The following is a 26,441-nucleotide window of genomic DNA, read 5'->3' on the forward strand; positions in this document are numbered from 1 at the left end:
TAAGGACAGGGAGTATCTGCAATGTTGCCTCAATTCGGCACCGCCGTTCGCAAGAAGAACCTCAACAGCGCTGCCACCGCCGATCTCGGCGGCGGAGCACCGGACAAGGCCTCGGTGGACGCGGCCTGGCTCGTGCTCGAAGCCGCCAATGATCTCGGCGACCATGCCGCGATCGAAGCCTGTCGCCGCGTCATCGACGCCGAGCTGACCGGCGCGGCGGCCCGCAGCGCCGACGTCGATCTCGTGCTGGGATATTTCCGGTAAACTTCCGCAGCCCGGCGGAACACAGCCCGATCAGGGCTAGCGTCACCAGGAACCGGAGCGCTGGGACTCTGTATTGCGCCTAAGATTCGACTTCGCCGTGCTCAGCGCCGCGGCCAGCTCGTCGATGTGGTAAGGTTTCGCCAGGATCTGGATACCTGCCCTCTGCGCTTCATGGACCGAGGCTTCGGCGTATCCGCTGGTCAGCAGCACCGGTATATCACTTCGCCGCTTCTTGATTTCCCGTGCGAGCTCGACCCCGTTCATGCCGCCCGGCATCATGATGTCCGAAAAGATCAGGTCGACGGAGCGACCATCGGCCAAGGCGCCGAGCGCCGCCGCGGCGCTCGCGGCGCGCGTGACTTCGTAACCGAGCTGGCCGAGCATCTCGCCGACCAGAGCGGCGACCTCGTCGTCGTCTTCGACCAGGAGGATGCGGCCATGATTGTTTTTCTTCGGCCGTATGCGGGTGAGGTCGATGAGATGCCGCTCTTTCGAAGGAACGTCGAACGATCGCGGCAGGTACAGTTCGATGCTGGTGCCGCGGCCGACCTCCGATTGGATTCGGACCGTGCCCCGTGACTGCGTGGCGAATCCATGGACCTGCGCGAGCCCGAGCCCCGAACCCTTGCCGACGTCCTTGGTCGTGAAGAACGGCTCGAATACGCGGGACAGGATCTCCGGAGCCATGCCGACACCGGTGTCGACGACGGACAGACGGACATAGTCGCCCGAAATCTGATCGTCGTTCAGACTGGCCAGATTCTCCCCGCGCACGACGATCGTCCCGCCGTTGGGCATGGCGTCGCGGGCGTTGACGGCGAGGTTAAGGATGACCAGCTCGAGCTCCCCGGGATCGACCTCGACCGGCCATAGCGAGTCCGGGAAATCGAATTCGACGTGGACGTCGCCCCTCAGGCTGCGATCGAGCAGCTCCCGCATGCCGCCGATCTGTGCAGCGACGTCGACGGGCTCCGGCCGAAGCTTCTGCCGGCGCGAGAATGCGAGGAGCTGCCTCGTCAGGCTGGCGCCGCGCTGCGCGGCCTGGATCATGCCGTCCATCAGCCGCCGGCGCCGGCTTGGATCTGTCTGGCGGTCGAGCATGTCGAGGCCGCCGGAAATCACCATCAGCAGATTGTTGAAGTCGTGCGCGACGCCGCCGGTAAGCTGGCCGATCGCTTCGATCTTCTGAGCCTGGCGAAGCGTTTCCTCGACGCGCGTGCGTTCGTTCATTTCGAGGCGAAGCTGCTCGTTGGCTTCTTTCAATTCGCGTGTCCGCTCAACGACCAGTTTCTCGAGCTCCTGCGCGGTCTGCTCGCGGGCCTCGAGCAGAGCCCGGATCTCATATTGACGCCGCCGGGCGCGGATCGCCGATTGAATCGCGCTGGTCAGCGTGATCGGCTGAACCGGCCGCTCCAGCAGCGAAACGTTGCGCAGGAGCTCGACGATGCTGCGTCTCCATGCGACGACGGCCGGCTGCTCCCGATGGCTGGTGAGGACGACGAAGGGGAGGTCGGACCATGGCGGCTGGCTCGCGATCCATTGCGCGAGCGGCGCCGTGTCTTTGCCGAACAATCCCTCCTCGGCCAGAAAAACCGCTCCGACGCCAGCCGTCATCTCGGTGACCAGTTCGGGCAGGCTTCGGCAACTGATCGCCTCCAGGCTCGCGCCGCGAAAGAGCTCCGCCGATGCCGGTCCGTCGCGGCCGATCGGGGCGAATATCAGAACACGGTTGTCCCGTTCGGCGCTCATTCGGCCGGTCCTTCGGGCAACGCCGTGCCGGTGTAATGGGGATTGCCGGAAAAAATGCCGCTGAACTCCTGGAGAGGCGGACCGAGCCTGATCCCCGTGCTGCCGAGCCGGAACTCGCGGATGCTGTGCTCGTGATTGCCGCTGCGCTTCTTGACGACGGAGAGCGCGCGCCGCACCGTGCCGCCGAACTCGAAATAGCGCAGCATCACCACCGCATCGCTCAAATAGCTGATGTCGAGCGGCGTATCCATCGGGCCGACCAGACCGTGCTGAGCGAGGATCAGGATCGTAAGCACGCCCTGCTGTGCCAGATAGCTGAGGAGTTCGTGCATCTGCAGGATGAGAAAGCGCTCGTCCGGCATCGCGTTCAGGTAACCGTTCAGGCTGTCGATGACGACAAGGCGGGCATTGTCGACCTCGACGCTCCGACGCAGCGTCGCTGCAAACTCACCGGGCGACAATTCGGCCGGATCGACCTGTTGAAACCGGATTGCCCCGGTATTGAGATGTTTCTCCAGGGGCAGACCGAGCGTCCGGGCCCGTGCTTCCACCGTGCCGCGGCCTTCATCGAAGGCGAAGAAGACGGCGTGCTCGCCGCGCTCGGCCGCCGCGATGGCGTATGTCAGCGCAACCGACGACTTGCCGACACCGGCGGATCCGAGGAGAAGCGCGTTGGTGCCGCGCTCGAGCCCGCCTCCCAGCAGCTGATCGAGCTCGGCGTTGCCGCTGGACACGAAATCGCCGGGAAACGCCTTGTGATGCTCGGCCGCGACGAGCCGGGGGAAGATCCGCAAGCCGCCTTGCGAGATCGTGAAATCGTGGTATCCGCCGCGGAATCGAATGCCGCGCATCTTGATCACGCGAAGCCGGCGCCGTTCCGCGCCGTAGTCGATCGCGAGTTGCTCGAGCATGACGACGCCGTGTGCGATCGAATGCAGCTGCAGGTCGTCCTGGGAGGAGGACAGATCGTCGAGCAGCACGACGGTGCAATTGCGGTTGGTGAAGAAGTGCTTCAAGGCCAGCACCTGGCGACGGTAGCGCAGCGGATTCTGAGCCAGCAGGCGCAGCTCGGACAGGCTGTCGAGCACGACGCGGCTGGGATTGATCCGCTCGACCTCCTTGAAGATCAGGCCTGTCGTTTCGCTGAGCTCCATCTCGGCAGGATGGAAGACCGTGAGCTCGCGGTCGGGATCGAGCGTCGTCTCAGGCGGGACCAGCTCGAAGATGTCGACGCCATCAAGCGACCAGCCGTGCCGATGGGCAACCAGGTTCAGCTCGCGCCTGGTTTCGGAGAGCGAGATGTAGAGCACGCGTTCACCCTCGCGCGCGCCCCGGAGAAGGAATTGCAGCGCGATCGTGGTCTTGCCGGTGCCCGGACGTCCCTCGTAGAGATACATCCGGTTGGGGTCCAAGCCGCCGCCCAGGATGTCGTCCAGACCGTCGCTGCCTGTTGAAATTCTCGGCAAATCCTTGAGGGCACCGGCCGAAGCAGCCCCTGATGGATCAGTCATTGAACCCCCTCAGCATATGTCGGAAGAGCGCGAGGCCCAGGCGTCGAGAGGCCGGGACCGGGACCCCGGGAGGTCCGTACGAGGAACTCTTCAGCAGCGACCCGGTTCCCGGCCGCCGGGGCTCGCCTGCCAGCTGTGAGCAGGTGCCGACCGCGACAGCTCTGTCTGTTCAAGATTGAACACAGTGACCCTCGCGCGCTCCCATCCCGTCATTGCAACGTTCAGCGGCGGATGCGGTAAATCACCACGTCCTTGCCGTGACGGTTCGTGCTCCGCTCGAGCAGGTAATTCGATTTCTCCAGCACGCGGCGCGATGCGCCGTTTGCGATGTTCACGATGCCGATGAGAGATGGCAGGGCGAGCTCGGACAGGCCAATGCGTGTCATCGCGGTCGCGGCTTCGGCCGCAAATCCCCGGCCCCAGAGGCTGCGCGTGAACGCGTAGGCAATCTCGATCTCGTCGATGTCGTCCACCATGATGTGCCGGAGGCCGGCCCGCCCGGCGAATGCGCCGTCTCTCGTGTGCAGCGCCCAGAGGCCGAAGCCATGCTGGTCCCAATGCGCCATGTTGACATCGAGGTAAGCCTTCGTCGTCTCCGCCGAACGGACGCCGCCGATATAGCGGGCGACATCAGGATCGAGATGCAGCGCGACGAGGTCGGCGAGGTGGCTTTCGTTCAGCCTCTCGGCGGTCAGTCGCTCCGTGCTGAAATGGTTCATGGAGACAGATCGCCGCTTCGGTGGCGTGTCGTCGTTCATGCCGCTGTCGTGGCGGGCCGATGCTGACATCATGCCCCTGTTTCGCCCGACGGAGCAATCGCGGCAGAGCTTCGGTCGGATGATTTTCGCACCCAACTCAAGCCATTGATTTCACAGACCCCGTCTACTGTGCATGGGGTTGTTTTCGCGTTCTTGAGTTCGAGAGGGCGCTAACCCGCCCCCAGCGCGACGGCGGCGTTGTACGTCACGAGGCTCGCGGCATAGGCCAGCACCAGCATGTAGGTGAAGGTCACGGCCATCCAGGCCCAGCTGCCGGTCTCGCGCCGGATCACGGCCAGCGTGGATGCGCATTGCGGGGCGAAGATGTACCAGGCCAGCATCGACAGTGCGGTGGCGAGCGACCATTTCGTCGCCAGCACCTGGCCGATCTGCTCGGCCGCTTCCTTGCCGCCTTCGATCGCGTAGACGGTGCCGAGGGCTGCGACCGCGACTTCGCGCGCCGCCATGCCCGGGATCAGCGCGACCGCGATCTGCCAGTTGAAGCCGACGGGCGCGAGCAGCGGCTCGAGCGCCTTGCCGATCATCGCAGCCAGGCTGAACTCGATCGCGGGCTCGGTAGCGCCCGCAGGCGGCTGCGGGAACGAGGCCAGGAACCAGATCAGCACCATCATCGAGAAGATGGTGGTGCCGGCGCGCACCAGGAACATCTTGGCGCGGGTGTAGATACCGATCGCGATCGATTTCAGCCGCGGCATCTTGTAGTCCGGCAGCTCCAGCATGAATGGCGCCGGCGCAAAGTCGCGCAGCATGAAGAACTTGATCAGGAACGAGACGACGAGCGCGCTAGCGATGCCGGCGGCGTAGAGGCCGAACATCACGAGGCCCTGCAGATTGATGAAGCCCCAGACGTCCTTCGCCGGAATGAAGGCGGAGATGATCAGCGTGTAGACCGGAATGCGCGCCGAGCACGTCATCAGCGGCGCGATCAGGATCGTGGTCAGCCGGTCGCGCTTGTTGTCGATGACGCGCGTCGCCATGATGCCGGGGATGGCGCAGGCAAAGCTCGACAACAGCGGAATGAAGGCGCGGCCGTGCAGGCCGGCTCCGCCCATGATGCGGTCCATCAGGAACGCGGCGCGCGCCATGTAGCCGAAATCTTCCAGCAGCAGGATGAACAGGAAGATGAGGATGATCTGCGGCAGGAACACGATGACACTGCCGACGCCGGAGATCACGCCGTTCTGCAGGAAGCTCTGCAACAGGCCGTCGGGCAGGGTGGCCTGCACCAGCTCGCCGAGCGCGTCGAAGCCGGACTTGAGCAGGTCCATTGCCGGTTGCGCCCAGGCGAACACCGCCTGGAACATCACGAACAGGATCAGCGTCAGCACGACGAGACCGCCGACGGGATGCAGCACGACCGCGTCGATCCGCGCGGTCCAGGTGTCGGGCCTGGCAGGCAGGCTGACGCAGTCGGCGATGATGCGGTCGGCCTCGCGCTGGGTCGCGCGCAATTCGGCGACGCTGAGCGCGCGCCAGCTGTTCGCCTCCGCCTCGGCGGCGAGCTTTGGCGAGATCTCGTCGGTCAGCTTCAAGAGGTCGGCCGTGCCGCCCTTGCGCACCGCGATCGAGGTGACCACGGGCAGGCCGAGCTCCTTGGCGAGCCGCTCGACGTCGACGGTGATGCCGCGGCGGGCCGCGATGTCGAACATGTTGAGCACGAGGACCATCGGCCGTCCGGTGCGCTTGAGCTCGAGCAGCAGGCGGATGGTCAGCCGCAGATTGGTCGAATCGGCCACGCACAGCACGAGATCGGGCACGGTCTCGCCGGAGGCCTTGCCGAGCACGAAGTCGCGGGTGATTTCCTCGTCCGGGCTGCGGCCGCGCAGCGAGTAGGTGCCGGGCAGGTCGACCACCGAGACCTGGCGGCCCAAGGGGGTGACGAAGAAGCCTTCCTTGCGCTCGACGGTGACGCCGGGATAGTTCGCGACCTTCTGCCGGCTGCCGGTCAGGGCGTTGAACAGCGAAGTCTTGCCGCTGTTTGGCGTGCCGACCAGGGCGAGATGCAGCAGGGGCAATTCCATGTGATCAAGGCCTGGCAAACGGCTTGGCAAAAAACTCGGGATGAGGCGTCCGGTCGCGGTCTAGGCGACGATGACCGCCATGGCTTCGCGGCGGCGGACCGCGATCGTAATGCTGTCGACCCGCACCGCAATCGGATCGCGCCCGACCAGCCCCTCGTGCAGGATCTCGACCCGGGCGCCCTCGACGAAGCCGAGCTCGATCAGGCGGCTCTCGAGCTCTATGTCCGAGAGCGCGGAGCCCGCCTCGCGAGCGGACAGGTGCTGGATAACGCCGGTATAGCCGCGCTGGGCCAGACCCAGCGGCATGTGCGGGCGCGTGTCATTGGTGTCGGTCATGCCCTGTATTTTCAACGCAAGGCATTGAGGTCAAGCGCGAGTGCTCGCTGAAACCGCACCTTAGAGTGATTTTAAAAAGCGCGGATCGCGGGGCGCCCTCGAGGCGCCCCCGAGGGCTGGCTATTGGGCCGGGACCTTGTCCGGCTGGGCGGCCATCGCCCGGCTCTTGAAGTAGTCCAGGACGAACAGGCGGATCGCCGACGACAGATTGCCCTGCTGGCGGTTGTTGTCGATCTCGCCGACCAGCTCGGACAACGTCATGTTGCGCAGGCCGGAGATCTCCTTCATGCCGTTCCAGAACGCCTCTTCCAGGCTGACGCTGGTCTTGTGCCCGGCGACGACGATCGACCGTTTCACGACGGGCGACTTCATGGCTGCTCCTCGCGATCGATCTGATGCCGGTCCAGGTGCGCCTTCGCCTTGTCCGCGCGCGTCTCCTCCACCGACCGTTCCGCCTTCGTGCGGCCGAACTTCGACCGGTTGGCGTCCGCCTGCTTCGCCGAGGCTTCCCGCTCGGCGCGCTTCCTGAAACGATTCAGGTTGATGACGTTCCCCATGCCGTGTCTCCATCATCCGATCCTCGTCAGGCGGGATGAAACATTCAGAAACAGGGTGCCGCGTTGCGCCCTACAAGACTTGATCGCCATTAGCTCGTCCTCGTCAATCAGCCCCTTGGGCCATCAAACGATGAATCTGGCCCCCATCGAGGGGCGGAAGGGTTGCGTAGCACGCCGTCCCGCCAGAACATTGACGGTAATCAAATCCCGCCCCCAAAGCCGCACATTTCTGGGCGCCGGGGGGTCCGTATCATTACGGATGGCTATCGGAATTCGGAATTTATCCCGGGCTGGTCATCTTCTCGGGGCGCACCAGGCGATCGAACTCGTCGGCCGAGGCGAAGCCGAGCCGCAGCGCCTCCTCCTTCAACGTGGTGCCGTTGGCATGGGCCGTCTTGGCCACCTTGGCGGCGTTGTCGTAGCCGATCTTCGGGGCCAGCGCCGTCACCAGCATCAGCGAGCGCTGCATCAGCTCGTTGATGCGCTTCTCGTCGGCACGGATGCCGCTGACGCAATGCTCGGTGAAGGATCGCGCCGCATCCGCCAGCAGGCGGATCGAGTGCAGCATGTTGTAGGCCAGCACCGGCTTGTAGACGTTGAGCTCGAAATGGCCCTGGCTGCCGGCCACCGTGATCGCGGTGTGATTGCCGAACACCTGGCAGCACACCATGGTCATCGCCTCGCACTGCGTCGGGTTGACCTTGCCCGGCATGATCGACGAGCCCGGCTCGTTCTCCGGCAGGATCAGCTCGCCCAGCCCTGAGCGCGGGCCGGATCCGAGCAGGCGGATGTCGTTGGCGATCTTGAACAGGCCGGTCGCCACCGAATTGATGGCGCCATGTGCCAGCACATAGGCATCGTTCGAGGCCAGCGCCTCGAACTTGTTGGCGGCGCTGGTGAAGGGGAGTTTCGTGATCCCGGCGACGTGCCTTGCGAACAGTTTTGCAAAGCGCGGCTTCGAATTGAGACCGGTGCCGACGGCGGTGCCGCCCTGCGCCAGCGGATAAAGCTCCTTCACCGCGGACTTGAGCCGGGCGATGCCGCTTTCGACCTGCGCGGCATAGCCGGAAAACTCCTGGCCGAGCGTCAGGGGCGTCGCGTCCTGGGTGTGGGTGCGGCCGATCTTGACGATTTTCGCAAACGCCTTCTCCTTCTTGCGCAGCGCGCGCAGCAGCTCGGTGAGCGCGGGGATGAGATCGGCATTGATGCGGCTTGCGGCCGCGATATGCATCGCGGTCGGGAACGAATCGTTCGACGACTGGCTCATGTTGACGTGGTCGTTGGGATGCACCGGCTTCTTGGCGCCGAGCTCGCCGCCGAGCAGCTCGTTGGCGCGGTTGGCGATGACCTCGTTGAGGTTCATGTTGGTCTGCGTGCCGGAGCCGGTCTGCCACACGACGAGCGGAAAATGATCGTCCAGCTTGCCCTCGATTACCTCGCGCGCGGCGCGGATGATGGCACCGGCGCGGCGCTGGTCGAGCAGGCCGAGCTCGAGATTGGACTGCGCGGCGCCGAGCTTGACGATGCCGAGCGCGTGCACGAGCGCGATCGGCATCCGATCCGTTCCGATGCGAAAATTCTGGCGCGAACGTTCGGTCTGCGCGCCCCAATAGCGATCGGCCGGGACCTCGATGGGACCGAAACTGTCGGTCTCGGTGCGGGTCGCGGGAGGAGCGGTCTTCGAGCGGGAAGCTTTGGCCATGAGCACATCCATTCCGCCGCGCGAAACGCCGCGCGGCCTCTTCATGTGCTCTTCTATATAGACAGTTTGGCCGCCCGCGACGGCTTCAAAGCCAACCTAGATCATTTCTTGCGGAAACGATCGAGCCGCACCACCTCGGCGCCGCCCTGGCTCGGCGGGGGCGGTTCTTCCGCGGTCTCGGCCTTTTCAGTGGCGGCCGCGGGCACCGATACGGCTGATGGGGCGGGGGCTGCCGGCAAAGTGTCCGGCGCGACCTCGGCGACATCGGAGGTGTCGAACTGGAGGCCGAACTTCACGGACGGATCCAGGAAGCTCTTGATGGCGCTGAACGGCACCACCAGCCGCTCCGGAATGCCGCCGAAGGACAGGCCGACCTCGAAGCGGTCCTCGAGCACGGTCAGATCCCAGAACTGGTGCTGCAGGATGATCGTCATCTCTTCCGGATATTGCGCGAGCAGCCGTGGCGACAGCTTCACGCCCTCGGCCTTCGACACGAAGGTGATGAAGAAATGGTGCTCGCCGGGCAGGCCATGGGCCGCGGCATCGGTCAGCACCTTCCGCAGCACGCCGCGCAGCGCGTCGCGGGCCAGCACATCGTATCGGATATGATCGGTCGCCATGGTGGTCCTGTTGCATCCCCGAAGCCGGACCCTACCGACTCGACTCGCCAGGCCGCAACAATATCGCGCCTGACGGGCCAGCAGGAGTCCCCCGCCGGAGAAGAAAGAAAGGCAAGTGGAGGCTTCTGTTGCCAGGTGCCTCCGAACCCCGCCTAACGGAGCTTAACCCGTTAGGACTTTAAGATGGTCTTTCAAACTGCGTTACGCAGCCTGAGCAACCGGAGCAAAGTTGTCGTTGGCAACTATTGCAGTAGCCCGATAACGGCGGAACAATACCGGGAAAAAGTACGCCCTTTACGCCCTCGTCGATCCTATTTCGCCCCCGCCAAAGCCCGCTTCCGGATAGTCGGTTGGTGGGCTTTGGTGGAGGCGCCGGGTACCGCCCCCGGGTCCGAATGGTTTATTGCGACGACCGTTTATTTCCATAGCCGGCGAACCGGCACCCCCAATATAGGGCGCAAGGGTTTCGAAAAACAGGGGTTTTGCACGCCTCTCCCAAGCTTCTCTTTGGAAAGGTTCCACACCGAGGCGGGCCTGATCTTGGCCGCGTCGGCACCGGCGGTCTAAGCTTCTGAGATGTCCGAGGATTCAGCACCGGCCGGCCAACAATCAGATCGACTGCCGGATCATCCCGCGGCGAGCGTTGCTCCGCCCGGCCTGCTGGAACTGTTTCTGGCCTTCGCCAGGATGTCGCTGGCCGGTTTCGGCGGGGTTTTGGTGTTTGCCCGGCGGGCCATCGTCGAGCAGCACCGCTGGATGACGGCGGACGAGTTCAACGAGACCTTCGCGCTCTGCCATTTCCTGCCCGGGCCCAACATCGTCAATCTGTCGATGGTGTTCGGGTCGAGGCTGCGCGGCATTGCCGGCGGGGTTGCCGCCTTTGCCGGGCTGTTGCTGCCCCCGACGCTGATCATGATGGTTGTCGCGATCGTCTACGCCCGTTTTGGCGACCTCGACGTGTTGCGCCGCAGCCTGGCCGGCATCTCATGCGCGGCCGTCGGTCTCCTGATCGCGGTGGTCTTCCGCATGATGACGCCGCTGCTGAAGCGGACGGAGCCGCTCGCGCTGATCCTGATGCTCGGTGTGTTCCTCGCCGTCGGCCTGCTTCGCCTGCCGCTTCAGGCGGTGCTGCTGGTCGCGATCCCCGTGAGCATCGGCGCCACTTATATCCTGCGACGGAAAGTAGCAGCATGAACGCCGAAAGCCCGATCTGGGCGCTGATCGCCACCTTTGGACTGATGTCGCTGTTCGCGGTCGGCGGCGCCGCGGCGGCGGTGCCCGAGATGCACCGCATCGCGGTCGAGGTGAATCACTGGATGACCGACAAGCAGTTCACCGATGCCTATGCGATCGCGCAGCTCTCGCCAGGTCCGAACGTGCTTATCGTGACGTTGATCGGCTATGCCGTTGCCGGCATCCCCGGCGCGCTGGCGGCGACGCTGGCGATGTGCCTGCCGACGGCGCTGCTTGCCTATTATGTCAGCCGGCTCCTGGATCGGCCCAGCCAATCGCGCTGGCCCAGCTTGATTCAAGCTGCACTGGTTCCGCTCTCGATCGGATTGATGGCAGCGAGCGCCCTGATCCTGGCCCAGTCGACCGATCGCACGATTGCTGCACTGCTTCTGACCGGAATGGTTGCGCTGATCGCATCGATCTCGCGCATCAATCCCCTGTGGCTGTTGCTTGCCGGCGGGCTGTTGGGTTTTGCTGGCATTGTGTAATGAAAATCGCTAGGCAATGATCCGGGCGGGGGATCCAGTTCCAGCCGATTTAGAACAACAGTGCTCGTGACTTACGGGTCGCGGAGGAGACATGCATGGCCGACACGATGGGCCACTCAGCGACGGCCAGCCGAAATACCCGGTTGGCGCTCGGCTTTTGTCTGCTGGCGATTGCGCCGCAGATCTTCGAATTGATCTGGTCGATCGGGACGATCTTCGGCTGGGGCGCCGGCCGCGGCCCGGGGACGGTGGTCACCGGTCACGTGACCGCGCTGCTCGCAGGCGCGCCCAGTGCGATCTTCGGATCGTTCGGCGGCGGCACCAAGAAGATCTCGTCCGAGGTGCTGCTCGCGCTGATCTATTCCTATCCGCTGCTGGTGGTGGCGATCCTCACGCTGTTCATGACGGTACGGTCGGCGCAGGATTATGTCGGTGGCGTCGTCCTGATGGCGGTTGCCCTGTTCGCGCTGTGGGCGGGAAGCGATCTGCAGGGCATGCGGGGCTTCTCCTTCGGCGCCGGCACAGCGCCGCGCATGTTCGGCGGACTGCTGGTTGCCTTGTCCGCGGCCATCGCCCTGACCGGTCTTCTGACCAATGGGCCGTCGATGGCCCATTATTCCTGGCGAGGACCGCTGTTCGTGGTCGCCGCGATCCTCTTCTTCGCCCTGTCGATCCGGCCGCTCGGCGTCGTGGTCACGGCCTTCATCAGCTTCATGATCGCGGCGGCGGGCTCGCAGGAGACGCGCTGGCGTGAAGCGGTAATCGTCGGTGCCTGCCTGACGCTCGGTTGCACCATCCTGTTCCCCTATGTGCTCGGGCTGCCCATGCCGATGTACCCGCGTTTCCTGATCCAGTGAGGGCGTGATGGATATTTTTGCCAACCTCGCTCACGGCTTCGCCGTCGCGCTCACCCCGATCAACCTGCTGATGTGCCTGATCGGCGCCCTCGTCGGCACGCTGGTCGGCGTGCTCCCGGGCATCGGCACCATCGCGACCGTCGCGATGCTGCTGCCGATCACCTTCGGACTGCCGCCGGTCGGCGCCTTGATCATGCTCGCCGGCATCTATTACGGCGCCCAGTATGGCGGCTCGACCACGTCGATCCTGGTCAACATACCCGGGGAGGCGACGTCCGTTGTCACCGCCATCGACGGCCACCAGATGGCGAGGCAGGGCCGCGCGGGCCCGGCGCTGGCGATCGCCGCGATCGGCTCGTTCTTCGCCGGCTGCGTCGCGACCGTGCTCATCGCCGTGCTCGGCGCGCCCCTGACCAAGCTGGCGCTGGCGTTCGGTCCGGCCGAGTATTTCTCGCTGATGGTGCTCGGCCTGATCTTTGCGGTCGTGCTGGCCAAGGGCTCGGTGCTGAAGGCGATCGCGATGATCGTGTTCGGCCTGTTGCTGTCGATGGTCGGCTCGGACATCGAAACCGGCGCCTCCCGCATGGCCTTCAACATTCCGGAACTCGCCGACGGCCTCGGCTTTGCGACGGTGGCGATGGGCGTATTCGGCTTTGCGGAGATCATCCGCAATCTCGATGCCGGCGCCGAGATGAGCCGCGACCTCGTGCAGCAGAAGATCACCGGCCTGATGCCGACGAAGAAGGATCTGATGGACTCGACGCCCGCGATTCTGCGCGGCACCGTGCTCGGCTCGATCCTCGGCATCCTGCCCGGCGGCGGTGCGACGATTGCATCATTCGGCGCCTATACGCTCGAAAAGAAGCTCGCCAGGGACCCGTCGCGGTTTGGCCGCGGCGCGATCGAGGGCGTGGCGGGGCCGGAGAGCGCCAACAACGCCGCCGCGCAGACCTCCTTCATTCCGCTGCTCACGCTCGGCATCCCGCCGAACGCGGTGATGGCGCTGATGGTGGGCGCGATGACCATCCACGGCATCGTGCCGGGCCCGCAGGTGATGCAGAAGCAGCCGGACCTCGTCTGGGGCATGATCGCCTCGATGTGGATCGGCAATCTGATGCTGATCATCATCAACCTGCCGCTGGTCGGAATCTGGGTGCGGCTGCTGCGCGTGCCCTACCGGCTGATGTTCCCCTCGATCGTGATCTTCTGCGCGATCGGCATCTATTCGGTGAACAACGCGCCGGTCGACGTCATCCTCGCCGGCGTGTTCGGTCTCGTCGGCTACTGGCTGATCAAGCACGATTTCGAGCCGGCACCTCTGCTGCTCGGCATGGTGCTGGGACCGTTGATGGAGGAGAACCTGCGCCGTGCGCTGCTGATCTCGCGCGGCGACTGGAGCGTGTTCCTGACGCGTCCGTTGTCGGCAGTGCTGCTGGCGGTCGCGGCGGGCCTCCTCGTCCTTACCGTGCTGCCTTCGTTGCGATCGAAGCGCGACGAGGTGTTCACCGAGTCCGAGAACTGACCACCGCCTGCGTCGGCACGCCGCATTCGGAAGTCGAATCGACTTGTGTGACGGCTTCGTGAAATGAAAATGCCGGCCCTTGTGGCCGGCATCTTGTCCCGGGAGAACGATATGACTTCCATTCGCACGATCGCTTCGGGCGCATGTGCCGCAGCGCTTGCCTCGCTATGCGCCTTTGTCGCACCGGCAAAGGCCCAGACCTACCCGACGCGCAGCATCACCATGATCGTGCCGTTTGCGGCCGGCGGTCCGACCGACGTCATCGCGCGCATCGTCACCGGCCACATGGCGCAGACGCTCGGACAGAGCGTCATCATCGAGAACGTGGTCGGCGCCGGCGGCACCACCGCGACCACGCGCGCCGCGCGCGCGGCCAATGACGGCTATACGCTGATCACCGGGCACATGGGCACGCACGCCGCCTCGGTGCCGCTCTATCCGAAGCTCGCCTATCATCCCGAGAAGGATTTCGAGCCGATCGCGCTGCTCGCAGGCACGCCAATCCTGATCCTGGCGCGCAAGGACTTTCCGCCCAAGGACCTGAACGAGTTCGTGACCTACGTGAAGGCCAACGCCGAGAAGGTGAACGCGGCGCATGCCGGCGTCGGCTCGGTCTCGCACGTCTCGTGCGAGCTCCTGCACTCGATCCTCGACGTCAAGCCGGTCAGCGTGCCCTTCAACGGCACCGGACCTGCGATGAACGCGCTGGTGGGGGGGCAGGTCGACTACATGTGCGACCAGATCGTCAACGCCGTGCCGCAGATCAACGCCGGCACCATCAAGGCCTATGCGATCGCAACACCGCAGCGCAATCCGTCGCTGCCGAACGTGCCGACCACGGCGGAAGCCGGCCTGCCGAAATTCCAGGCCCAGGCCTGGAATGCGATGTTCGCGCCCAAGGGAACTTCGGCGGCGATCGTGGCCAGCCTGAACGCTGCGGCCAGCAAGGCACTCGACGACGAGAACGTGAAGAAGCGCCTGCTCGAGCTCGGTAGCGTCATTCCCGCCGCTGCGGAGCGGACGCCGGAGGCGCTGGCGACCCTCGTCAAGAACGAGATCGCGAAGTGGACCCCGGTGTTGAAGCCGGCAACTTAGGCAATCCATCAGGCCGATACGAAGGGGGCGGGACGCCGGGTTCCGCCCCCTTGTCGTTTGTGCCGGGAACGCTCACTTTTCCGGGTATAATCGGTGCGGACAGCGAATCGCCGCTGTTGCAGCGCGGGGGCGGCCGCTAAGTTCGCCGCCTTCCCAAAGGCATAGTCGCACATGCACCAGTACCAGGACCTGCTCGAGCGGATTCTTTCGGACGGCGCGGAGAAAACCGACCGCACCGGCACCGGCACGTTCTCGGTGTTCGGCCATCAGATGCGCTTCAATCTGTCGGCCGGCTTCCCGATGCTGACGACCAAGCGGCTGCCGCTGAAGGCGATCGTGCATGAGCTATTGTGGTTCCTGAAGGGCGACACCAACGTCAAATATCTGCGCGACAACGGCGTCACGATCTGGGACGAGTGGGCGGATGCCAATGGCGATCTCGGCCCGGTGTACGGCCATCAATGGCGCTCCTGGCCCGCGCCCGACGGCCGCAGCATCGATCAGATCGCGAACGTGGTCGACATGATCAAGCGCAATCCGGACTCCCGCCGCCTGATCGTCTCGGCGTGGAATCCGGCCGAAGTCGACAAGATGGCACTGCCACCGTGCCATTGCCTGTTCCAGTTCTATGTCGCCAATGGCAAGCTGTCGTGCCAGCTCTACCAGCGTTCGGCCGACGTCTTCCTCGGCGTGCCCTTCAACATCGCCTCCTATTCGCTGCTCACCATGATGGTGGCGCAGGTCACTGGCCTGAAGCCCGGCGACTTCGTGCATTCGTTCGGCGACGCCCATCTCTATTCCAACCATCTGGAGCAGGCAAAGCTCCAGCTCAGCCGCGCACCGCGTGCGCTGCCGGTGATGCGGATCAACCCTGATGTGAAGGACATCTTCTCCTTCCGCTACGAGGATTTCGAGCTTGTCGGCTACGATCCGCATCCGCACATCAAGGCGGAAGTCGCGGTCTGACGCAGATGTCGTTGACCATCCGCCGTGCGCAGCCCGGAGAAGCGGGGCTCGTTCTCTCCTTCATCCGCGAGCTCGCCGAGTACGAGAAGCTCTCCCACGAGGTGGAGGCGACCGAGGCTGACATCAACGACGCGCTGTTCGGTGAAAGGCCGCAACTCTATTGCGCGATCGCCGAATGGAACGACGAGGCCGTCGGTTTCGCGGTCTGGTTCACGAATTTCTCGACCTTCAGCGGTCGCCACGGCATCTATCTCGAAGATCTCTACGTGCGGCCGTCGCATCGGGGCAGAGGGCTCGGCAAGGCGCTGCTGGTCTATCTCGCGAAGGAATGCGTCGACAACGGCTGGGCGCGCCTGCAATGGGCGGTGCTCGACTGGAACGCGCCGTCAATCGCGTTCTACAAATCGCTCGGCGCCGTCATGATGGACGACTGGACGCTATGCCGCGTCACCGGGCCGGCGCTGACGCGGCTTGCCGGGAGCTCTGCCTGATGGAGATCGTGTTCGTCGTCGCGATCGCGGAGAACGGCGTCATCGGTGCGGGCAATGCGATGCCGTGGCGATTGAAATCCGACATGGCGCGCTTCAAGGCGCTGACCATCGGCAAGCCCGTGATCATGGGTCGCAAGACCTTCGAATCGCTGCCCCGCCGTCCCCTGCCGGGCCGCACCAACATCGTGGTTACGCGCGATCCGGCCTATCGTGCCAACGGGGCCATCGTCACGACGTCGGCCGCGGATGCGGACGCGGTTGCGCGCGGGGATGCCCTGCGGCGTTCGGCCACTGCCATCGCGGTGATCGGCGGCGCCGAGATCTTCCGGCAATGGCTCGAGCGCGCCGATCGCCTCGAAATCACCGAAGTCCATGCCCGGCCCGAAGGGGATACGTATTTCGACATCGACAAGGGCGAATGGGACGAGGTTGACCGGGTCCGCCATCCTGCCGGTCCCGACGACAGCGCCGACTTCTCCTATGTGACATATCGTCGGCGGCGCGGCCATTAACCGCTTTCGTCAATGTTTACATTGACTTTTTCGTGCCCGAGCATAGCTCGAAGGACGGTCAGGGCCGCGTTGTAAGGGACCTGCCTGTCCCCTATAAAGCCGGACCGGACAAAGCGGGCGGGGGCGTTTCCACCCTGCCGAGGAGAGCGTCGAATGCCGTGGAAGAATCAGGGCGGTGGCCCGTGGGGCTCGGGTCCAAAGGGACCATGGGGCTCAGGCCCGCAACCGGTCGGGCCGAGGCCGCCGGATCTGGAAGACCTTCTGCGGCGCGGCCAGGACCGCCTCCAGCAGATCATGCCGGGCGGCTATTTCTCCGGCATCGGCATCACGCTGATCGTCCTGCTCATCATCGCGTTCTGGCTGCTGTCGGGCTTCTTCCGCGTACAGTCCGAAGAGCTCGGCGTCGTGCTGCGCTTCGGCAAGCATGTCCGCACCGTGCAGCCGGGCCTGAACTATCATCTGCCCTATCCGATCGAGACCGTGCTGCTGCCCAAGGCGCTGCGCGTCAACACCATCTCGATCGGCATGACGCTGATCGACGATCCGGCGCGGCGCGGCCGCTCCATCCGTGACGTGCCGGAAGAGAGCCTGATGCTGACCGGCGACGAGAACATCGTCGACGTCGATTTCACCGTGCTGTGGCGCATCAAGCCCGATGGCGTCGGTGACTTCCTCTTCAACATCCAGAACCCCGAGGGCACCGTGAAGGCGGTGGCCGAGAGCGCGATGCGCGAGGTGATCGGCCGGTCGCAGATCCAGCCGATCCTGACCGGTGCGCGCAACGTCACCGAGCAGGGCGTGCAGGAGCTGATCCAGAGGACGCTGGACAGCTACGGCGCCGGCATCCAGATCAGCCAGGTGCAGATGCAGAAGGTCGATCCGCCCGCGCAGGTGATCGACGCCTTCCGCGACGTCCAGGCGGCGCGCGCCAATCTCGAGCAGCTGCAGAACGAGGCGCAGACCTACGCCAACCAGGTCGTGCCGCAGGCCCGTGGACGGGCGGCGCAGATTCAGCAGGCCGCCGAAGGCTACAAGGAGCAGGCGGTCGCCGAGGCCAAGGGCCAGAGCTCGCGCTTCCTGAAGGTTTACGACGAATACAAGAAGGCGCCCGACGTGACGCGTGAACGGATCTATCTGGAGACGATGGAGCGCGTGCTCGGCGGCGCGGACAAGCTCGTCTATGACGGCGGCTCCTCGGGCCAGGGCATCGTGCCCTATCTGCCGCTGGGCGAATTGACCACCAAGCGGCCGCCTACCACCGGGCAGCCCTCGAGCGGAGGCAGCCGATGAGGTCTCCGGTCACAGGTTTCGTCACCCTGCTCGCGCTCCTGCTCGTCGCGGTCCTCGGCTACATGTCGCTGTTCACGGTGCAGCAGACCGAGCAGACCATCGTGCTCCTGTTCGGCCGCCCCGTCGACGTCGTCACCGCGCCCGGCCTGCACTTCAAGGCGCCGTGGAATTCGGTGATCAACATCGACAAGCGGATTCTCGACCTGGAGAACCCGTCGCAGGAAGCGATCGCGTCCGACCAGAAGCGGCTCGTGGTCGACGCCTTCGCGCGCTACCGCATCAAGGATGCGCTGCGCTTCTATCAGAGCGTCGGCTCGATCCAGGCTGCCAACATCCAGCTCACCACGCTCCTGAACGCGTCACTGCGCCGCGTGCTCGGCGAAGTCACCTTCATCAACGTGGTGCGCGACGACCGCGAGAAGCTGATGCTGCGCATCCGCGACCAGCTCGATCGCGAGGCCGACGGTTACGGCATCGAGGTCGTCGACGTCCGGATCCGCCGCGCCGACCTGCCGGAGCAGAACAGCCAGGCGGTCTATCAGCGCATGAAGACCGAGCGCGAGCGCGAAGCGGCCGAGTTCCGCGCGCAGGGCGGCCAGAAGGCGCAGGAGATCCGCTCCAAGGCCGACCGTGAGGCGACAGTGATCGTCGCGGAAGCCAACTCGCAGGCCGAGCAGACCCGCGGTGTGGGCGATGCCGAGCGCAACCGCCTGTTTGCGGAAGCCTACGGCAAGGATGCCGACTTCTTCGCCTTCTACCGGTCGATGACCGCCTATGAGAACGGCCTGAAGTCGAGCGATACCCGCTTCCTGCTGCGGCCGGACTCCGATTTCTTCCGGTACTTCAGCAACCCGTCCGGCAAGATGGCAACCGATACGCCGGCGAAGCCGTAAGCGAGACTGAGGGCGGCAGGTCTGGCCGCCCTTCGTCCGGACAAGAACAGCATAACGGGAGGTTCCAATCCGATGAGGTCCATTGCGTTCGCCGACTTCCTCATCGGCTTGGGCATCCTGTTCGTGCTGGAGGGCCTGATGTTTGCGGCGAGTCCGAACTGGATGCGCAAGGCCATGAAGAGCGCCATCGCCACGCCGGATAACATCCTGCGGGCGGTCGGGATCGGCTCGGCCGTGGTCGGCCTGGTCCTGATCTGGGTTATGCGGCGTCCGGTCTAGACCTCGCACCAACGCCAAAGTGAAGCCGAAGGACCGGTTTTCGCCGTATTATCGGGCTCTTGAGGCCCGTTAAGCTCCGTGCTTGCGCCGTCCCCCCGTTCGAGCGCAGTCTGGACCGAATCCTTTTCTCTGGAGATACCAATGCCCGCTGCCACCATTGCCCCGACCCGCTTGCGTTTAGGGCTGGCCGCGCTCGTCGTCAGTGCTTTCAGCGCGTTCGGCACACCGGCCGAGGCGCGCGGACCGGATGGCATCGCCGACGTCGCCGAGAAGGTGATCGACGCCGTCGTCAACATCTCGACCTCGCAGACCGTGGAGGCCAAGGGCGGCGGCGGCAACACCATGCCGCAATTGCCGCCCGGCTCGCCCTTCGAGGAGTTCTTCGACGATTTCTTCAAGAACCGCAGGGGACCTGGCGGCGGCAGCAAGGGCGGCGACAGCGGCAGCGCCCCGAAGAAGACCAACTCGCTCGGATCCGGCTTCATCATCGACACCGCGGGCGTCGTCGTCACCAACAATCACGTCATTGCGGATGCCGACGAGATCCACGTCATCCTCAACGACGGCACCAAGATCAAGGCCGAGCTGGTCGGCGTCGACAAGAAGACCGATCTCGCCGTGCTCAAGATCAAGCCGCCGAAGCCCCTCGTCGCGGTGAAGTTCGGCGACAGCGACAAGCTTCGCCTCGGCGACTGGGTGGTCGCGATCGGCAATCCCTTCAGCCTGGGAGGCACGGTCACCGCCGGCATCGTTTCGGCCAAGAATCGCGACATCTCCTCAGGGCCCTACGACAGCTACATCCAGACCGACGCCTCCATCAACCGCGGCAATTCCGGCGGTCCGCTGTTCAACCTCGACGGCGACGTCATCGGCGTCAACACGCTGATCATCTCGCCCTCCGGCGGCTCGATCGGCATCGGCTTCGCCGTGCCGTCGAAGACGGTCGTGGGCGTCGTCGACCAGCTCCGCCAGTTCGGCGAGCTGCGCCGCGGCTGGCTCGGCGTGCGCATCCAGAGCGTCACCGACGAGATCGCCGAGAGCCTCAACATCAAGCCCGCGCGCGGCGCGCTGGTCGCCGGCATCGACGACAAGGGCCCGGCCAAGCCCGCGGGCATCGAGCCCGGCGACGTCGTCGTCAAGTTCGACGGCAAGGACGTCAAGGATCCGAAGGATCTCTCTCGCGTCGTCGCCGACACGGCGGTCGGCAAGGAGGTCGACGTCGTCATCATCCGCAAGGGCCAGGAGCAGACCAAGAAAGTCACGCTCGGCCGCCTCCAGGATCCCGAGAAGGTGCAGGCCGCGGTGAAGACCGACGAGCCGGCGCCCGACAAGCCAGTAACGCAGAAGGCGCTCGGCCTCGATCTCGCCGCGCTGAACAAGGATCTGCGCACGCGCTACAAGATCAAGGACAGCGTCAAGGGCGTGGTCGTCACCAATGTCGACGCCAATTCCGACGCCGCGGAGAAGCGCCTCTCGGCCGGAGACGTCATCGTCGAGGTCGCGCAGGAAGCGGTGTCGAGCGGTGCCGACATCCAGAAGCGGGTCGATCAGCTCAAGAAGGACGGCAAGAAGTCGGTGCTGCTGCTGGTCTCGAATGCCGAGGGCGAGCTGCGCTTTGTGGCGCTGAGCGTGCAGTAACTGAGGCTTCGCCCACACTCACGGTCATTCCGGGATGGTGCGTAAGCACCAGACCCGGAATCTCGAGATTCCGGGTTCGATGCTCCGCATCGCCCCGGAATGACGAGAGAAGATCTATCCCTCCACGAACTCGTCCCGCCGGTATCCCTGCGCATAGAGCAGCGCGGTGAGATCGCCGTGATCGATCCGCGCAGCTGCGGCAGCCGCGACGGCCGGCTTGGCGTGATAGGCGACGCCGAGCCCCGCCGCCTGGATCATCGCGAGGTCGTTGGCGCCGTCGCCGACCACGACCGAGTCGATGTCGTCGAGATCGAACGACTCCATCAGGTCGACCAGCGTCGCGAGCTTGGCCGCGCGCCCCAGAATCGGCTCCTTCACCTCGCCGGTGAACTTGCCGTCGCGCACGACGAGCTCGTTGGCGCGGTTCTCCTGAAAGCCGATCTTGGCGGCGACCGCGGTCGTGAACAGCGTGAAGCCGCCGGAGACGAGGCAGGTATAGGCGCCGTGGGCCCGCATGGTCGCGACCAGCTCGCGGCCGCCCGGGGTCAGCGTGATCCGCTTGGCCAGCACCTCGTCGACCGCGCTGGCGGGCAGGTCCTTCAGCAGCGCGACGCGCTCGCGCAGCGCCGGCTCGAACTCGATCTCGCCGCGCATGGCGCGTTCGGTAATGGCGGCCACATGCGCCTTCACCCCGACGAAATCGGCGAGCTCGTCGATGCATTCCTGGCCGATCATGGTGGAATCCATGTCGGCGAGAAAAAGCTTCTTGCGCCGGGCGCCGACTGGCTGCACGACGATGTCGATGGGCAGGTCGCCGCGAAGCTCGCGGAGCCGCTGCTCGATGGCGTGACGGTCGGGTTCGAGGTTACTGTCGGCGCCGAACGGGATATCGACCGCGACCCCGTCGAACAGCCAGTGCGCGGGCGCCGCCTGCGGCAGCACGGCGCGGGCGCCGTCGACGATGGTCGTATCGAGCGCGGGATTGTCGGGGTTGCAGATCAGCGTGGCGACGAGGGACATTTGAGGTTTTCGTGAGCGAGGAGCAAGTCGGCAGAAGGCCTGTTGGCGAGGCCGTGCTTATCGCAGGCCCGACCGCCAGCGGCAAGTCGGCGCTGGCGCTGGAGCTCGCGCTCGCCACCGGCGGCATCGTCGTCAATGCCGATTCCATGCAGGTCTACCGCGACCTGCGCATCATCACGGCACGGCCGACACAGGACGAGGAAGCGCGCGCTCCGCACCGTCTCTACGGGCATGTCGATGCGGCCGTGAATTTCTCGGCCGGGGCCTGGGTGGCCGACGCGGCAAAGGCGCTCGAGGAGGCGCGTGCGGAAGGGCGCCTGCCGATCTTCATCGGCGGCACCGGGCTCTATTTCAAGGCGCTGACGGCCGGGCTCTCCGTGGTGCCGCCAATTCCTGCCGAGGTGCGGGAGGACGTGCGCGCGCGGCTGGAACGGAACGGTGCGGAGGCGCTGCATGCGGAATTGGCGCTTCGCGATCCGCACGCCGCCGAGCGATTGAACCTGCGCGATCGCACCCGGATCGCGCGTGCGCTCGAAGTCGTCGAGGCGACCGGCCGTTCGCTGCTCGACTGGCACCGGGAGGGCCAGCCTCCGCTGCTGCCGAAGGCCAGTTTTCGCGCGGTGTTTCTCGCGCCCGAGCGCGACGCGCTCTACGCACGGATCGACGCCCGTTTCGACGCCATGCTGGCCGCCGGCGCGTTGAAGGAGGTCGAGCGGCTCGCCGCAAGGCAGCTCGATCCGCTGCTGCCGGCGATGAAAGCGCATGGCGTGCCGGCCCTGATCCGGCACTTGCGCGGTGAGCTCAGCCTGAAGCAGGCCGCCACCATCGGCCGCGCCGACACCCGCCACTATGCCAAGCGGCAATTCACCTGGTTCCGGCATCAATTGCCGGAGTTCGAATGGGTCAAGCCGGAGCAGGCGAGGCGATGGCTCGCTGCGATTGTGGAGGCGGTCCGCGACCGCGGCTGACGCGCTTTTCCGTCCGGGTTCCCCAATTTACCTCTCGCCGAACCTGGGGAACACCGCTACACTGCCAAAATCGCACGCGGACGGCCGCATTGCCTTGACATCTAGGCTTTGGCCGCTATGTTCGCGCAACCTTTGGGAAGCCGAGCGCCCGCCATGCGTAACATTATTACCAAACTCCTTATCGCCGTCGTACCCAGGCACACCGCCGGGGATGGCTAGCTGCCATCCACAAGACAGGCGGTGTGCATGGGCCCTCTTCGGGGCCTTTTTTATTTCCTGAACCCGACACGAACGAAGCCGCTGACAACAGCGCATCCGGAGCAAGCCAAATGAGCGACAAGAGCCACGATCCGAACCAGATGACCGGCGCCGCGATGATCGTTCGCGCGCTCATCGATCACGGCGTGACCGACATTTTCGGCTATCCCGGCGGCGCCGTGCTTCCGATCTATGACGAGATCTTCCAGCAGAGCGAGGTCCAGCACATCCTGGTCCGTCACGAGCAGGGCGCGGGCCACGCCGCCGAGGGCTATGCGCGCTCGACCGGCAAGCCGGGCGTCGCGCTGGTGACCTCCGGCCCCGGCGCCACCAACATGGTGACGCCGCTGACCGACGCGCTGATGGACTCGATCCCGCTGGTCTGCATTTCGGGCCAGGTGCCGACGCATCTGATCGGCAACGACGCGTTCCAGGAATGCGACACTGTCGGCATCACGCGCCCCTGCACCAAGCACAATTGGCTGGTGCGGGACGTCAATGATCTTGCCAAGGTGCTGCACGAAGCCTTCTACGTCGCGACCTCCGGCCGTCCCGGCCCGGTGCTGGTCGACGTTCCCAAGGACGTGCAGTTCGCGACCGGCACCTATCATCCGCCGCGCAAATCCGACGTGCACCGCTCCTATGCACCGCGCGTGAAGGGCGATGCGGCGCAGATCCGCAAAGCGGTGGCGCTGCTGGCCAATGCCAAGCGCCCGGTGATCTACAGCGGCGGCGGCGTCATCAATTCCGGCCCCGAGGCCACCAGGCTGTTGCGCGAGCTGGTCGAGGTCACCGGCTTCCCGATCACCTCCACGCTGATGGGTTTGGGGGCGTACCCCGCCTCGGGCAAGAACTGGCTCGGCATGCTCGGCATGCACGGCACCTACGAGGCCAACATGACCATGCATGATTGCGACGTCATGCTGTGCGTCGGCGCGCGCTTCGACGATCGCATCACCGGCCGCGTCGATGCGTTCTCCCCTGGCTCGAAGAAGATCCACATCGACATCGACCCGTCCTCGATCAACAAGAACATCCGCGTCGACGTGCCGATCATCGGCGATTGCGGCAATGTCCTCGGCGACATCCTCCAGGTGTTCAAGGCGGAGGCGAAGAAGCCGGACATCAAGTCCTGGTGGCAGCAGATCGCGCAATGGCGCGCCCGCAACTCGCTCTATTACAAGAAGAGCAGCGACGTCATCCTGCCGCAGCATGCGATCCAGAGCCTGTTCGAGGCCACGCGCGGCAGGGACACCTACATCACCACCGAGGTCGGCCAGCACCAGATGTGGGCGGCGCAGTTCTACGGCTTCGAGGAGCCGCATCGCTGGATGACGTCGGGCGGTCTCGGCACCATGGGCTACGGCCTGCCGGCCGCGGTCGGCGTGCAGGTGGCCCATCCCGACAGTCTCGTCATCGACATCGCAGGCGATGCCTCGGTGCAGATGACGATGCAGGAGATGTCGACGGCGGTGCAGTACGAGCTGCCGATCAAGATCTTCATCCTGAACAACCAGTACATGGGCATGGTGCGGCAGTGGCAGCAGCTGCTGCACGGCAACCGCCTGTCGCATTCCTATTCGGAGGCGCTGCCGGATTTCGTCAAGCTCGCGGAAGCCTATGGCGCCGTCGGCCTCCAGGTGCACAAGCCCGGCGATCTCGACGGCGCCGTCCATGAGATGATCTCGGTCAAGCGCCCCGTGCTGTTCGACTGCCGCGTCGCGGCGCTCGAAAACTGCTTCCCGATGATTCCGTCCGGCAAGGCGCATAACGAGATGCTGTTGCCGGAACAGGCCAATGACGAGGCGACCGCGAAGGCGTTCGCCGGCGGCAAGGCGCTGGTGTGAGGCCATGTTCGACCTGAGAGAGCTCGAGCGCGCACATGCGATCGTGGGGCAGGCGGTGCCGGCAACGCCGGCGCATGCCTGGCCGTTGCTCGCAGGTCGGCTCGGCACCGAGGTCGTGGTCAAGCACGAGAACCACACGCCGATCGGCGCCTTCAAGGTGCGCGGCGGCCTCGTCTATCTCGAACGGCTGAAGCGCGAGCGGCCGAAGACACCGGGCATCATCTCGGCAACGCGCGGCAATCACGGTCAGAGCCTCGCCTTTGCCGCGAGCCGCCACGGCGTGCCCGCGGTGATCTATGTGCCGCGCGGCAATTCGGTCGAGAAGAACCGCGCGATGAAGGCCTTTGGTGCCGAACTCGTCGAACACGGCGAGGACTTTCAGGCGGCACGCGAGGAAGCCGAGCGCCGCGCGCAGTTCGCCGGGCTCCACATGGTGCCCTCGTTCCACCCGGATCTCGTTCTTGGCGTTGCCACCTACGCTCTCGAACTGTTCCGCGCAGTGCCCGACCTCGATATTCTCTATGTACCGATCGGGCAGGGCTCCGGCATCTGCGGCTGCATCATGGCGCGTGACCTGCTCGGCCTGAAGACCGAGATCGTCGGCGTGCAGTCGACGGAAGCGCCGTCCTATGCGCTGTCGTTCGCGGCCGGAAAAATCGTGACGACCGAAACCAGCAACACGCGAGCCGACGGCATGGCGACGCGCATCCCCGACGAGGATGCATTCGCGCTGATCCGCAAGGGTGCTTCGCGCATCGTAGAGGTCACCGACGACGAGGTCGCCGCCGCGATCCGCGCCTACTGGACCGATACGCATAATCTCGCCGAAGGCGCCGGCGCAGCCGCGCTGGCCGCGGCGCTGCAGGAAAAGAGCAAGCTGAAGGGCAGGCGCGTCGGTCTCGTGCTGTCCGGCGGCAATATCGATTTCGATCTGTTCCGCCGTTGGGTCGGGACGGACGCGTCAGCGATGGCGTGACGGAGAGACAAGAGGGGACGACAATGAACCAGCCCGCATCCGCCTATTTCATCGAAGAGCGCCACGATCCGAACGAGACGCACACGCTCGCGGTGCTCGTGCAGAACGAGCCGGGCGTGCTCGCGCGCGTCATCGGCCTGTTCTCGGGCCGCGGCTACAACATCGAAAGCCTCACGGTCTCGGAGACCGAGGCCCAGAAGCATCTGTCGCGCATCACCATCGTCACCACCGGCACGCCGATGGTGATCGCGCAGATCAAGAACCAGCTCGACCGCATGATCCCGGTCTACCAGGTCGTCGACATGACCCAGACCCGCCGCTCGATCGAGCGCGAGCTCGCGATGGTGAAGGTGCGCGGGCAGGGCGAGCATCGCGTCGAGGCGCTCAGGCTCGCGGATGCGTTCCGTGCCCGGGTGATCGACGCCACGACCGAGAGCTTTGTGTTCGAGATCACAGGCAACACGGACAAGATCAACCAATTTATCGACCTGATGCGCCCGCTCGGCCTCGTCGAGGTGTCGCGCACCGGCGTTGCCGCGATCGGCCGCGGGCCTGAAGGGATGTGAACC

The 26,441-nt window shown here is 65.2% G+C and carries 27 protein-coding genes and 1 other RNA gene; 17 read left to right on the top strand and 11 right to left on the bottom strand.

Translation table 11 applies throughout. The features are described 5' to 3' along the window. Positions 1-21 precede the first annotated feature (21 nt). Positions 22-264 (top strand): hypothetical protein, encoded by a 243-nt coding sequence (locus tag D6B98_RS02320; protein ID WP_126255323.1) that lies wholly within the window; start codon positions 22-24, stop codon positions 262-264. Positions 265-306: 42 nt separating this feature from the next. On the opposite strand, the gene D6B98_RS02325 is transcribed toward D6B98_RS02320, so the two are convergent. The 10 genes from D6B98_RS02325 to ssrA form a co-directional block, all read right to left on the bottom strand. Beyond that, on the bottom strand, positions 307-2,013 hold the full coding sequence (locus tag D6B98_RS02325; protein ID WP_126255324.1) for an ATP-binding protein: 1,707 nt from the start codon (positions 2,011-2,013) through the stop codon (positions 307-309). After that, the gene (locus tag D6B98_RS02330) at positions 2,010-3,524 is read right to left on the bottom strand and encodes an ATPase domain-containing protein (RefSeq protein WP_126255325.1); all 1,515 of its coding nucleotides are present in this window, start codon (positions 3,522-3,524) and stop codon (positions 2,010-2,012) included. Before D6B98_RS02330 ends, D6B98_RS02325 begins: the two co-directional genes overlap by 4 nt. Before the next feature lie 221 nt (positions 3,525-3,745). After that, positions 3,746-4,243: a GNAT family N-acetyltransferase gene (locus D6B98_RS02335; protein ID WP_126255863.1), complete on the bottom strand. Its 498-nt coding sequence runs from the start codon at positions 4,241-4,243 to the stop codon at positions 3,746-3,748. 209 nt (positions 4,244-4,452) lie between these two features. Next, on the bottom strand, positions 4,453-6,324 hold the full coding sequence (gene feoB / locus D6B98_RS02340; protein WP_126255326.1) for a ferrous iron transporter B: 1,872 nt from the start codon (positions 6,322-6,324) through the stop codon (positions 4,453-4,455). A 60-nt stretch (positions 6,325-6,384) separates the two neighbouring features. After that, positions 6,385-6,660 (bottom strand): FeoA family protein, encoded by a 276-nt coding sequence (locus D6B98_RS02345; protein WP_126255327.1) that lies wholly within the window; start codon positions 6,658-6,660, stop codon positions 6,385-6,387. 120 nt (positions 6,661-6,780) lie between these two features. After that, complete coding sequence (locus D6B98_RS02350; protein WP_025038043.1) at positions 6,781-7,032, bottom strand: ribbon-helix-helix domain-containing protein; 252 nt, start codon at positions 7,030-7,032, stop codon at positions 6,781-6,783. Continuing rightward, entirely contained in the window at positions 7,029-7,217 is a 189-nt protein-coding gene (locus D6B98_RS02355; protein ID WP_126255328.1) for a DUF4169 family protein, read from the bottom strand. The genes D6B98_RS02350 and D6B98_RS02355 overlap by 4 nt, the downstream gene beginning before the upstream one ends. Positions 7,218-7,497: 280 nt before the next feature. Next, positions 7,498-8,931, bottom strand: a complete 1,434-nt coding sequence (gene fumC / locus D6B98_RS02360) for a class II fumarate hydratase (protein WP_126255864.1) — start codon at positions 8,929-8,931, stop codon at positions 7,498-7,500. A gap of 89 nt (positions 8,932-9,020) precedes the next feature. Beyond that, on the bottom strand, positions 9,021-9,539 hold the full coding sequence (locus D6B98_RS02365) for an SspB family protein (RefSeq protein ID WP_126255329.1): 519 nt from the start codon (positions 9,537-9,539) through the stop codon (positions 9,021-9,023). 114 nt (positions 9,540-9,653) lie between these two features. After that, positions 9,654-10,019: a transfer-messenger RNA gene (ssrA, locus tag D6B98_RS02370) on the bottom strand. 96 nt (positions 10,020-10,115) lie between these two features. Here ssrA and D6B98_RS02375 point away from each other — a divergent pair. From D6B98_RS02375 to D6B98_RS02430, 12 genes are all read left to right on the top strand, one after another. Next, on the top strand, positions 10,116-10,733 hold the full coding sequence (locus D6B98_RS02375; RefSeq protein WP_126255330.1) for a chromate transporter: 618 nt from the start codon (positions 10,116-10,118) through the stop codon (positions 10,731-10,733). After that, entirely contained in the window at positions 10,730-11,260 is a 531-nt protein-coding gene (locus D6B98_RS02380) for a chromate transporter (RefSeq protein WP_126255331.1), read from the top strand. The genes D6B98_RS02375 and D6B98_RS02380 overlap by 4 nt, the downstream gene beginning before the upstream one ends. A 95-nt stretch (positions 11,261-11,355) precedes the next feature. Next, entirely contained in the window at positions 11,356-12,117 is a 762-nt protein-coding gene (locus D6B98_RS02385) for a tripartite tricarboxylate transporter TctB family protein (protein ID WP_126255332.1), read from the top strand. 7 nt (positions 12,118-12,124) lie between these two features. Next, positions 12,125-13,639 (top strand): tripartite tricarboxylate transporter permease, encoded by a 1,515-nt coding sequence (locus D6B98_RS02390; RefSeq protein WP_164718334.1) that lies wholly within the window; start codon positions 12,125-12,127, stop codon positions 13,637-13,639. Between the two features lie 111 nt (positions 13,640-13,750). Further along, complete coding sequence (locus D6B98_RS02395; protein WP_126255334.1) at positions 13,751-14,734, top strand: tripartite tricarboxylate transporter substrate binding protein BugD; 984 nt, start codon at positions 13,751-13,753, stop codon at positions 14,732-14,734. Between the two features lie 171 nt (positions 14,735-14,905). Continuing rightward, complete coding sequence (locus D6B98_RS02400) at positions 14,906-15,700, top strand: thymidylate synthase (protein WP_126255335.1); 795 nt, start codon at positions 14,906-14,908, stop codon at positions 15,698-15,700. Between the two features lie 5 nt (positions 15,701-15,705). Continuing rightward, on the top strand, positions 15,706-16,191 hold the full coding sequence (locus D6B98_RS02405) for a GNAT family N-acetyltransferase (protein WP_126255336.1): 486 nt from the start codon (positions 15,706-15,708) through the stop codon (positions 16,189-16,191). Beyond that, positions 16,191-16,703: a dihydrofolate reductase gene (locus D6B98_RS02410; RefSeq protein WP_126255337.1), complete on the top strand. Its 513-nt coding sequence runs from the start codon at positions 16,191-16,193 to the stop codon at positions 16,701-16,703. Before D6B98_RS02405 ends, D6B98_RS02410 begins: the two co-directional genes overlap by 1 nt. A gap of 153 nt (positions 16,704-16,856) precedes the next feature. Next, complete coding sequence (gene hflK / locus D6B98_RS02415) at positions 16,857-17,993, top strand: FtsH protease activity modulator HflK (RefSeq protein WP_126255338.1); 1,137 nt, start codon at positions 16,857-16,859, stop codon at positions 17,991-17,993. Then, the gene (hflC, locus tag D6B98_RS02420) at positions 17,990-18,886 is read left to right on the top strand and encodes a protease modulator HflC (RefSeq protein WP_126255339.1); all 897 of its coding nucleotides are present in this window, start codon (positions 17,990-17,992) and stop codon (positions 18,884-18,886) included. The genes hflK and hflC overlap by 4 nt, the downstream gene beginning before the upstream one ends. Positions 18,887-18,958: 72 nt before the next feature. Continuing rightward, entirely contained in the window at positions 18,959-19,165 is a 207-nt protein-coding gene (locus D6B98_RS02425; protein WP_028137993.1) for a DUF2065 domain-containing protein, read from the top strand. A 141-nt stretch (positions 19,166-19,306) separates the two neighbouring features. Further along, positions 19,307-20,803, top strand: coding sequence for a Do family serine endopeptidase (locus tag D6B98_RS02430; RefSeq protein ID WP_126255340.1), 1,497 nt, complete (start codon positions 19,307-19,309; stop codon positions 20,801-20,803). A 114-nt stretch (positions 20,804-20,917) separates the two neighbouring features. On the opposite strand, the gene serB is transcribed toward D6B98_RS02430, so the two are convergent. After that, on the bottom strand, positions 20,918-21,823 hold the full coding sequence (serB, locus tag D6B98_RS02435) for a phosphoserine phosphatase SerB (RefSeq protein WP_126255341.1): 906 nt from the start codon (positions 21,821-21,823) through the stop codon (positions 20,918-20,920). A gap of 11 nt (positions 21,824-21,834) precedes the next feature. On the opposite strand from serB, the gene miaA reads away from it, so the two are divergent. The 4 genes from miaA to ilvN all read left to right on the top strand — a co-directional run bounded on the left by miaA (position 21,835) and on the right by ilvN (position 26,438). Beyond that, positions 21,835-22,791: a tRNA (adenosine(37)-N6)-dimethylallyltransferase MiaA gene (gene miaA / locus D6B98_RS02440; protein ID WP_126255342.1), complete on the top strand. Its 957-nt coding sequence runs from the start codon at positions 21,835-21,837 to the stop codon at positions 22,789-22,791. A gap of 329 nt (positions 22,792-23,120) precedes the next feature. Beyond that, on the top strand, positions 23,121-24,896 hold the full coding sequence (locus tag D6B98_RS02445) for an acetolactate synthase 3 large subunit (protein WP_126255343.1): 1,776 nt from the start codon (positions 23,121-23,123) through the stop codon (positions 24,894-24,896). Between the two features lie 4 nt (positions 24,897-24,900). Continuing rightward, the gene (locus D6B98_RS02450; RefSeq protein WP_126255344.1) at positions 24,901-25,872 is read left to right on the top strand and encodes a threonine dehydratase; all 972 of its coding nucleotides are present in this window, start codon (positions 24,901-24,903) and stop codon (positions 25,870-25,872) included. 23 nt (positions 25,873-25,895) lie between these two features. Further along, positions 25,896-26,438 carry an acetolactate synthase small subunit gene (ilvN, locus tag D6B98_RS02455; RefSeq protein ID WP_028137987.1) on the top strand — a complete coding sequence of 181 codons (543 nt, stop codon included), beginning with the start codon at positions 25,896-25,898 and terminating at the stop codon, positions 26,436-26,438. Positions 26,439-26,441: the final 3 nt, after the last annotated feature.

The organism is Bradyrhizobium sp. LVM 105 (assembly GCF_003957705.1).
Classification (GTDB): domain Bacteria; phylum Pseudomonadota; class Alphaproteobacteria; order Rhizobiales; family Xanthobacteraceae; genus Bradyrhizobium; species Bradyrhizobium frederickii.

What these genes read in the sequence shown, in the direction of transcription:
- hflC (WP_126255339.1), top strand. Translation starts at nt 17,990, where the DNA reads ATGAGGTCTCCGGTCACAGGTTTCGTCACCCTGCTCGCGCTCCTGCTC.
- D6B98_RS02425 (WP_028137993.1), top strand. Translation starts at nt 18,959, where the DNA reads ATGAGGTCCATTGCGTTCGCCGACTTCCTCATCGGCTTGGGCATCCTG.
- ilvN (WP_028137987.1), top strand. Translation starts at nt 25,896, where the DNA reads ATGAACCAGCCCGCATCCGCCTATTTCATCGAAGAGCGCCACGATCCG.
- D6B98_RS02345 (WP_126255327.1), bottom strand. Translation starts at nt 6,660, where the DNA reads ATGACCGACACCAATGACACGCGCCCGCACATGCCGCTGGGTCTGGCC.
- feoB (WP_126255326.1), bottom strand. Translation starts at nt 6,324, where the DNA reads ATGGAATTGCCCCTGCTGCATCTCGCCCTGGTCGGCACGCCAAACAGC.
- D6B98_RS02405 (WP_126255336.1), top strand. Translation starts at nt 15,706, where the DNA reads ATGTCGTTGACCATCCGCCGTGCGCAGCCCGGAGAAGCGGGGCTCGTT.
- D6B98_RS02380 (WP_126255331.1), top strand. Translation starts at nt 10,730, where the DNA reads ATGAACGCCGAAAGCCCGATCTGGGCGCTGATCGCCACCTTTGGACTG.
- D6B98_RS02390 (WP_164718334.1), top strand. Translation starts at nt 12,125, where the DNA reads ATGGATATTTTTGCCAACCTCGCTCACGGCTTCGCCGTCGCGCTCACC.
- D6B98_RS02350 (WP_025038043.1), bottom strand. Translation starts at nt 7,032, where the DNA reads ATGAAGTCGCCCGTCGTGAAACGGTCGATCGTCGTCGCCGGGCACAAG.
- D6B98_RS02395 (WP_126255334.1), top strand. Translation starts at nt 13,751, where the DNA reads ATGACTTCCATTCGCACGATCGCTTCGGGCGCATGTGCCGCAGCGCTT.
- D6B98_RS02375 (WP_126255330.1), top strand. Translation starts at nt 10,116, where the DNA reads ATGTCCGAGGATTCAGCACCGGCCGGCCAACAATCAGATCGACTGCCG.
- D6B98_RS02385 (WP_126255332.1), top strand. Translation starts at nt 11,356, where the DNA reads ATGGCCGACACGATGGGCCACTCAGCGACGGCCAGCCGAAATACCCGG.
- hflK (WP_126255338.1), top strand. Translation starts at nt 16,857, where the DNA reads ATGCCGTGGAAGAATCAGGGCGGTGGCCCGTGGGGCTCGGGTCCAAAG.
- D6B98_RS02365 (WP_126255329.1), bottom strand. Translation starts at nt 9,539, where the DNA reads ATGGCGACCGATCATATCCGATACGATGTGCTGGCCCGCGACGCGCTG.
- D6B98_RS02450 (WP_126255344.1), top strand. Translation starts at nt 24,901, where the DNA reads ATGTTCGACCTGAGAGAGCTCGAGCGCGCACATGCGATCGTGGGGCAG.
- D6B98_RS02355 (WP_126255328.1), bottom strand. Translation starts at nt 7,217, where the DNA reads ATGGGGAACGTCATCAACCTGAATCGTTTCAGGAAGCGCGCCGAGCGG.
- D6B98_RS02330 (WP_126255325.1), bottom strand. Translation starts at nt 3,524, where the DNA reads ATGACTGATCCATCAGGGGCTGCTTCGGCCGGTGCCCTCAAGGATTTG.
- D6B98_RS02335 (WP_126255863.1), bottom strand. Translation starts at nt 4,243, where the DNA reads ATGAACCATTTCAGCACGGAGCGACTGACCGCCGAGAGGCTGAACGAA.
- D6B98_RS02325 (WP_126255324.1), bottom strand. Translation starts at nt 2,013, where the DNA reads ATGAGCGCCGAACGGGACAACCGTGTTCTGATATTCGCCCCGATCGGC.
- D6B98_RS02400 (WP_126255335.1), top strand. Translation starts at nt 14,906, where the DNA reads ATGCACCAGTACCAGGACCTGCTCGAGCGGATTCTTTCGGACGGCGCG.
- D6B98_RS02430 (WP_126255340.1), top strand. Translation starts at nt 19,307, where the DNA reads ATGCCCGCTGCCACCATTGCCCCGACCCGCTTGCGTTTAGGGCTGGCC.
- serB (WP_126255341.1), bottom strand. Translation starts at nt 21,823, where the DNA reads ATGTCCCTCGTCGCCACGCTGATCTGCAACCCCGACAATCCCGCGCTC.
- D6B98_RS02320 (WP_126255323.1), top strand. Translation starts at nt 22, where the DNA reads ATGTTGCCTCAATTCGGCACCGCCGTTCGCAAGAAGAACCTCAACAGC.
- fumC (WP_126255864.1), bottom strand. Translation starts at nt 8,931, where the DNA reads ATGGATGTGCTCATGGCCAAAGCTTCCCGCTCGAAGACCGCTCCTCCC.
- D6B98_RS02410 (WP_126255337.1), top strand. Translation starts at nt 16,191, where the DNA reads ATGGAGATCGTGTTCGTCGTCGCGATCGCGGAGAACGGCGTCATCGGT.
- D6B98_RS02445 (WP_126255343.1), top strand. Translation starts at nt 23,121, where the DNA reads ATGAGCGACAAGAGCCACGATCCGAACCAGATGACCGGCGCCGCGATG.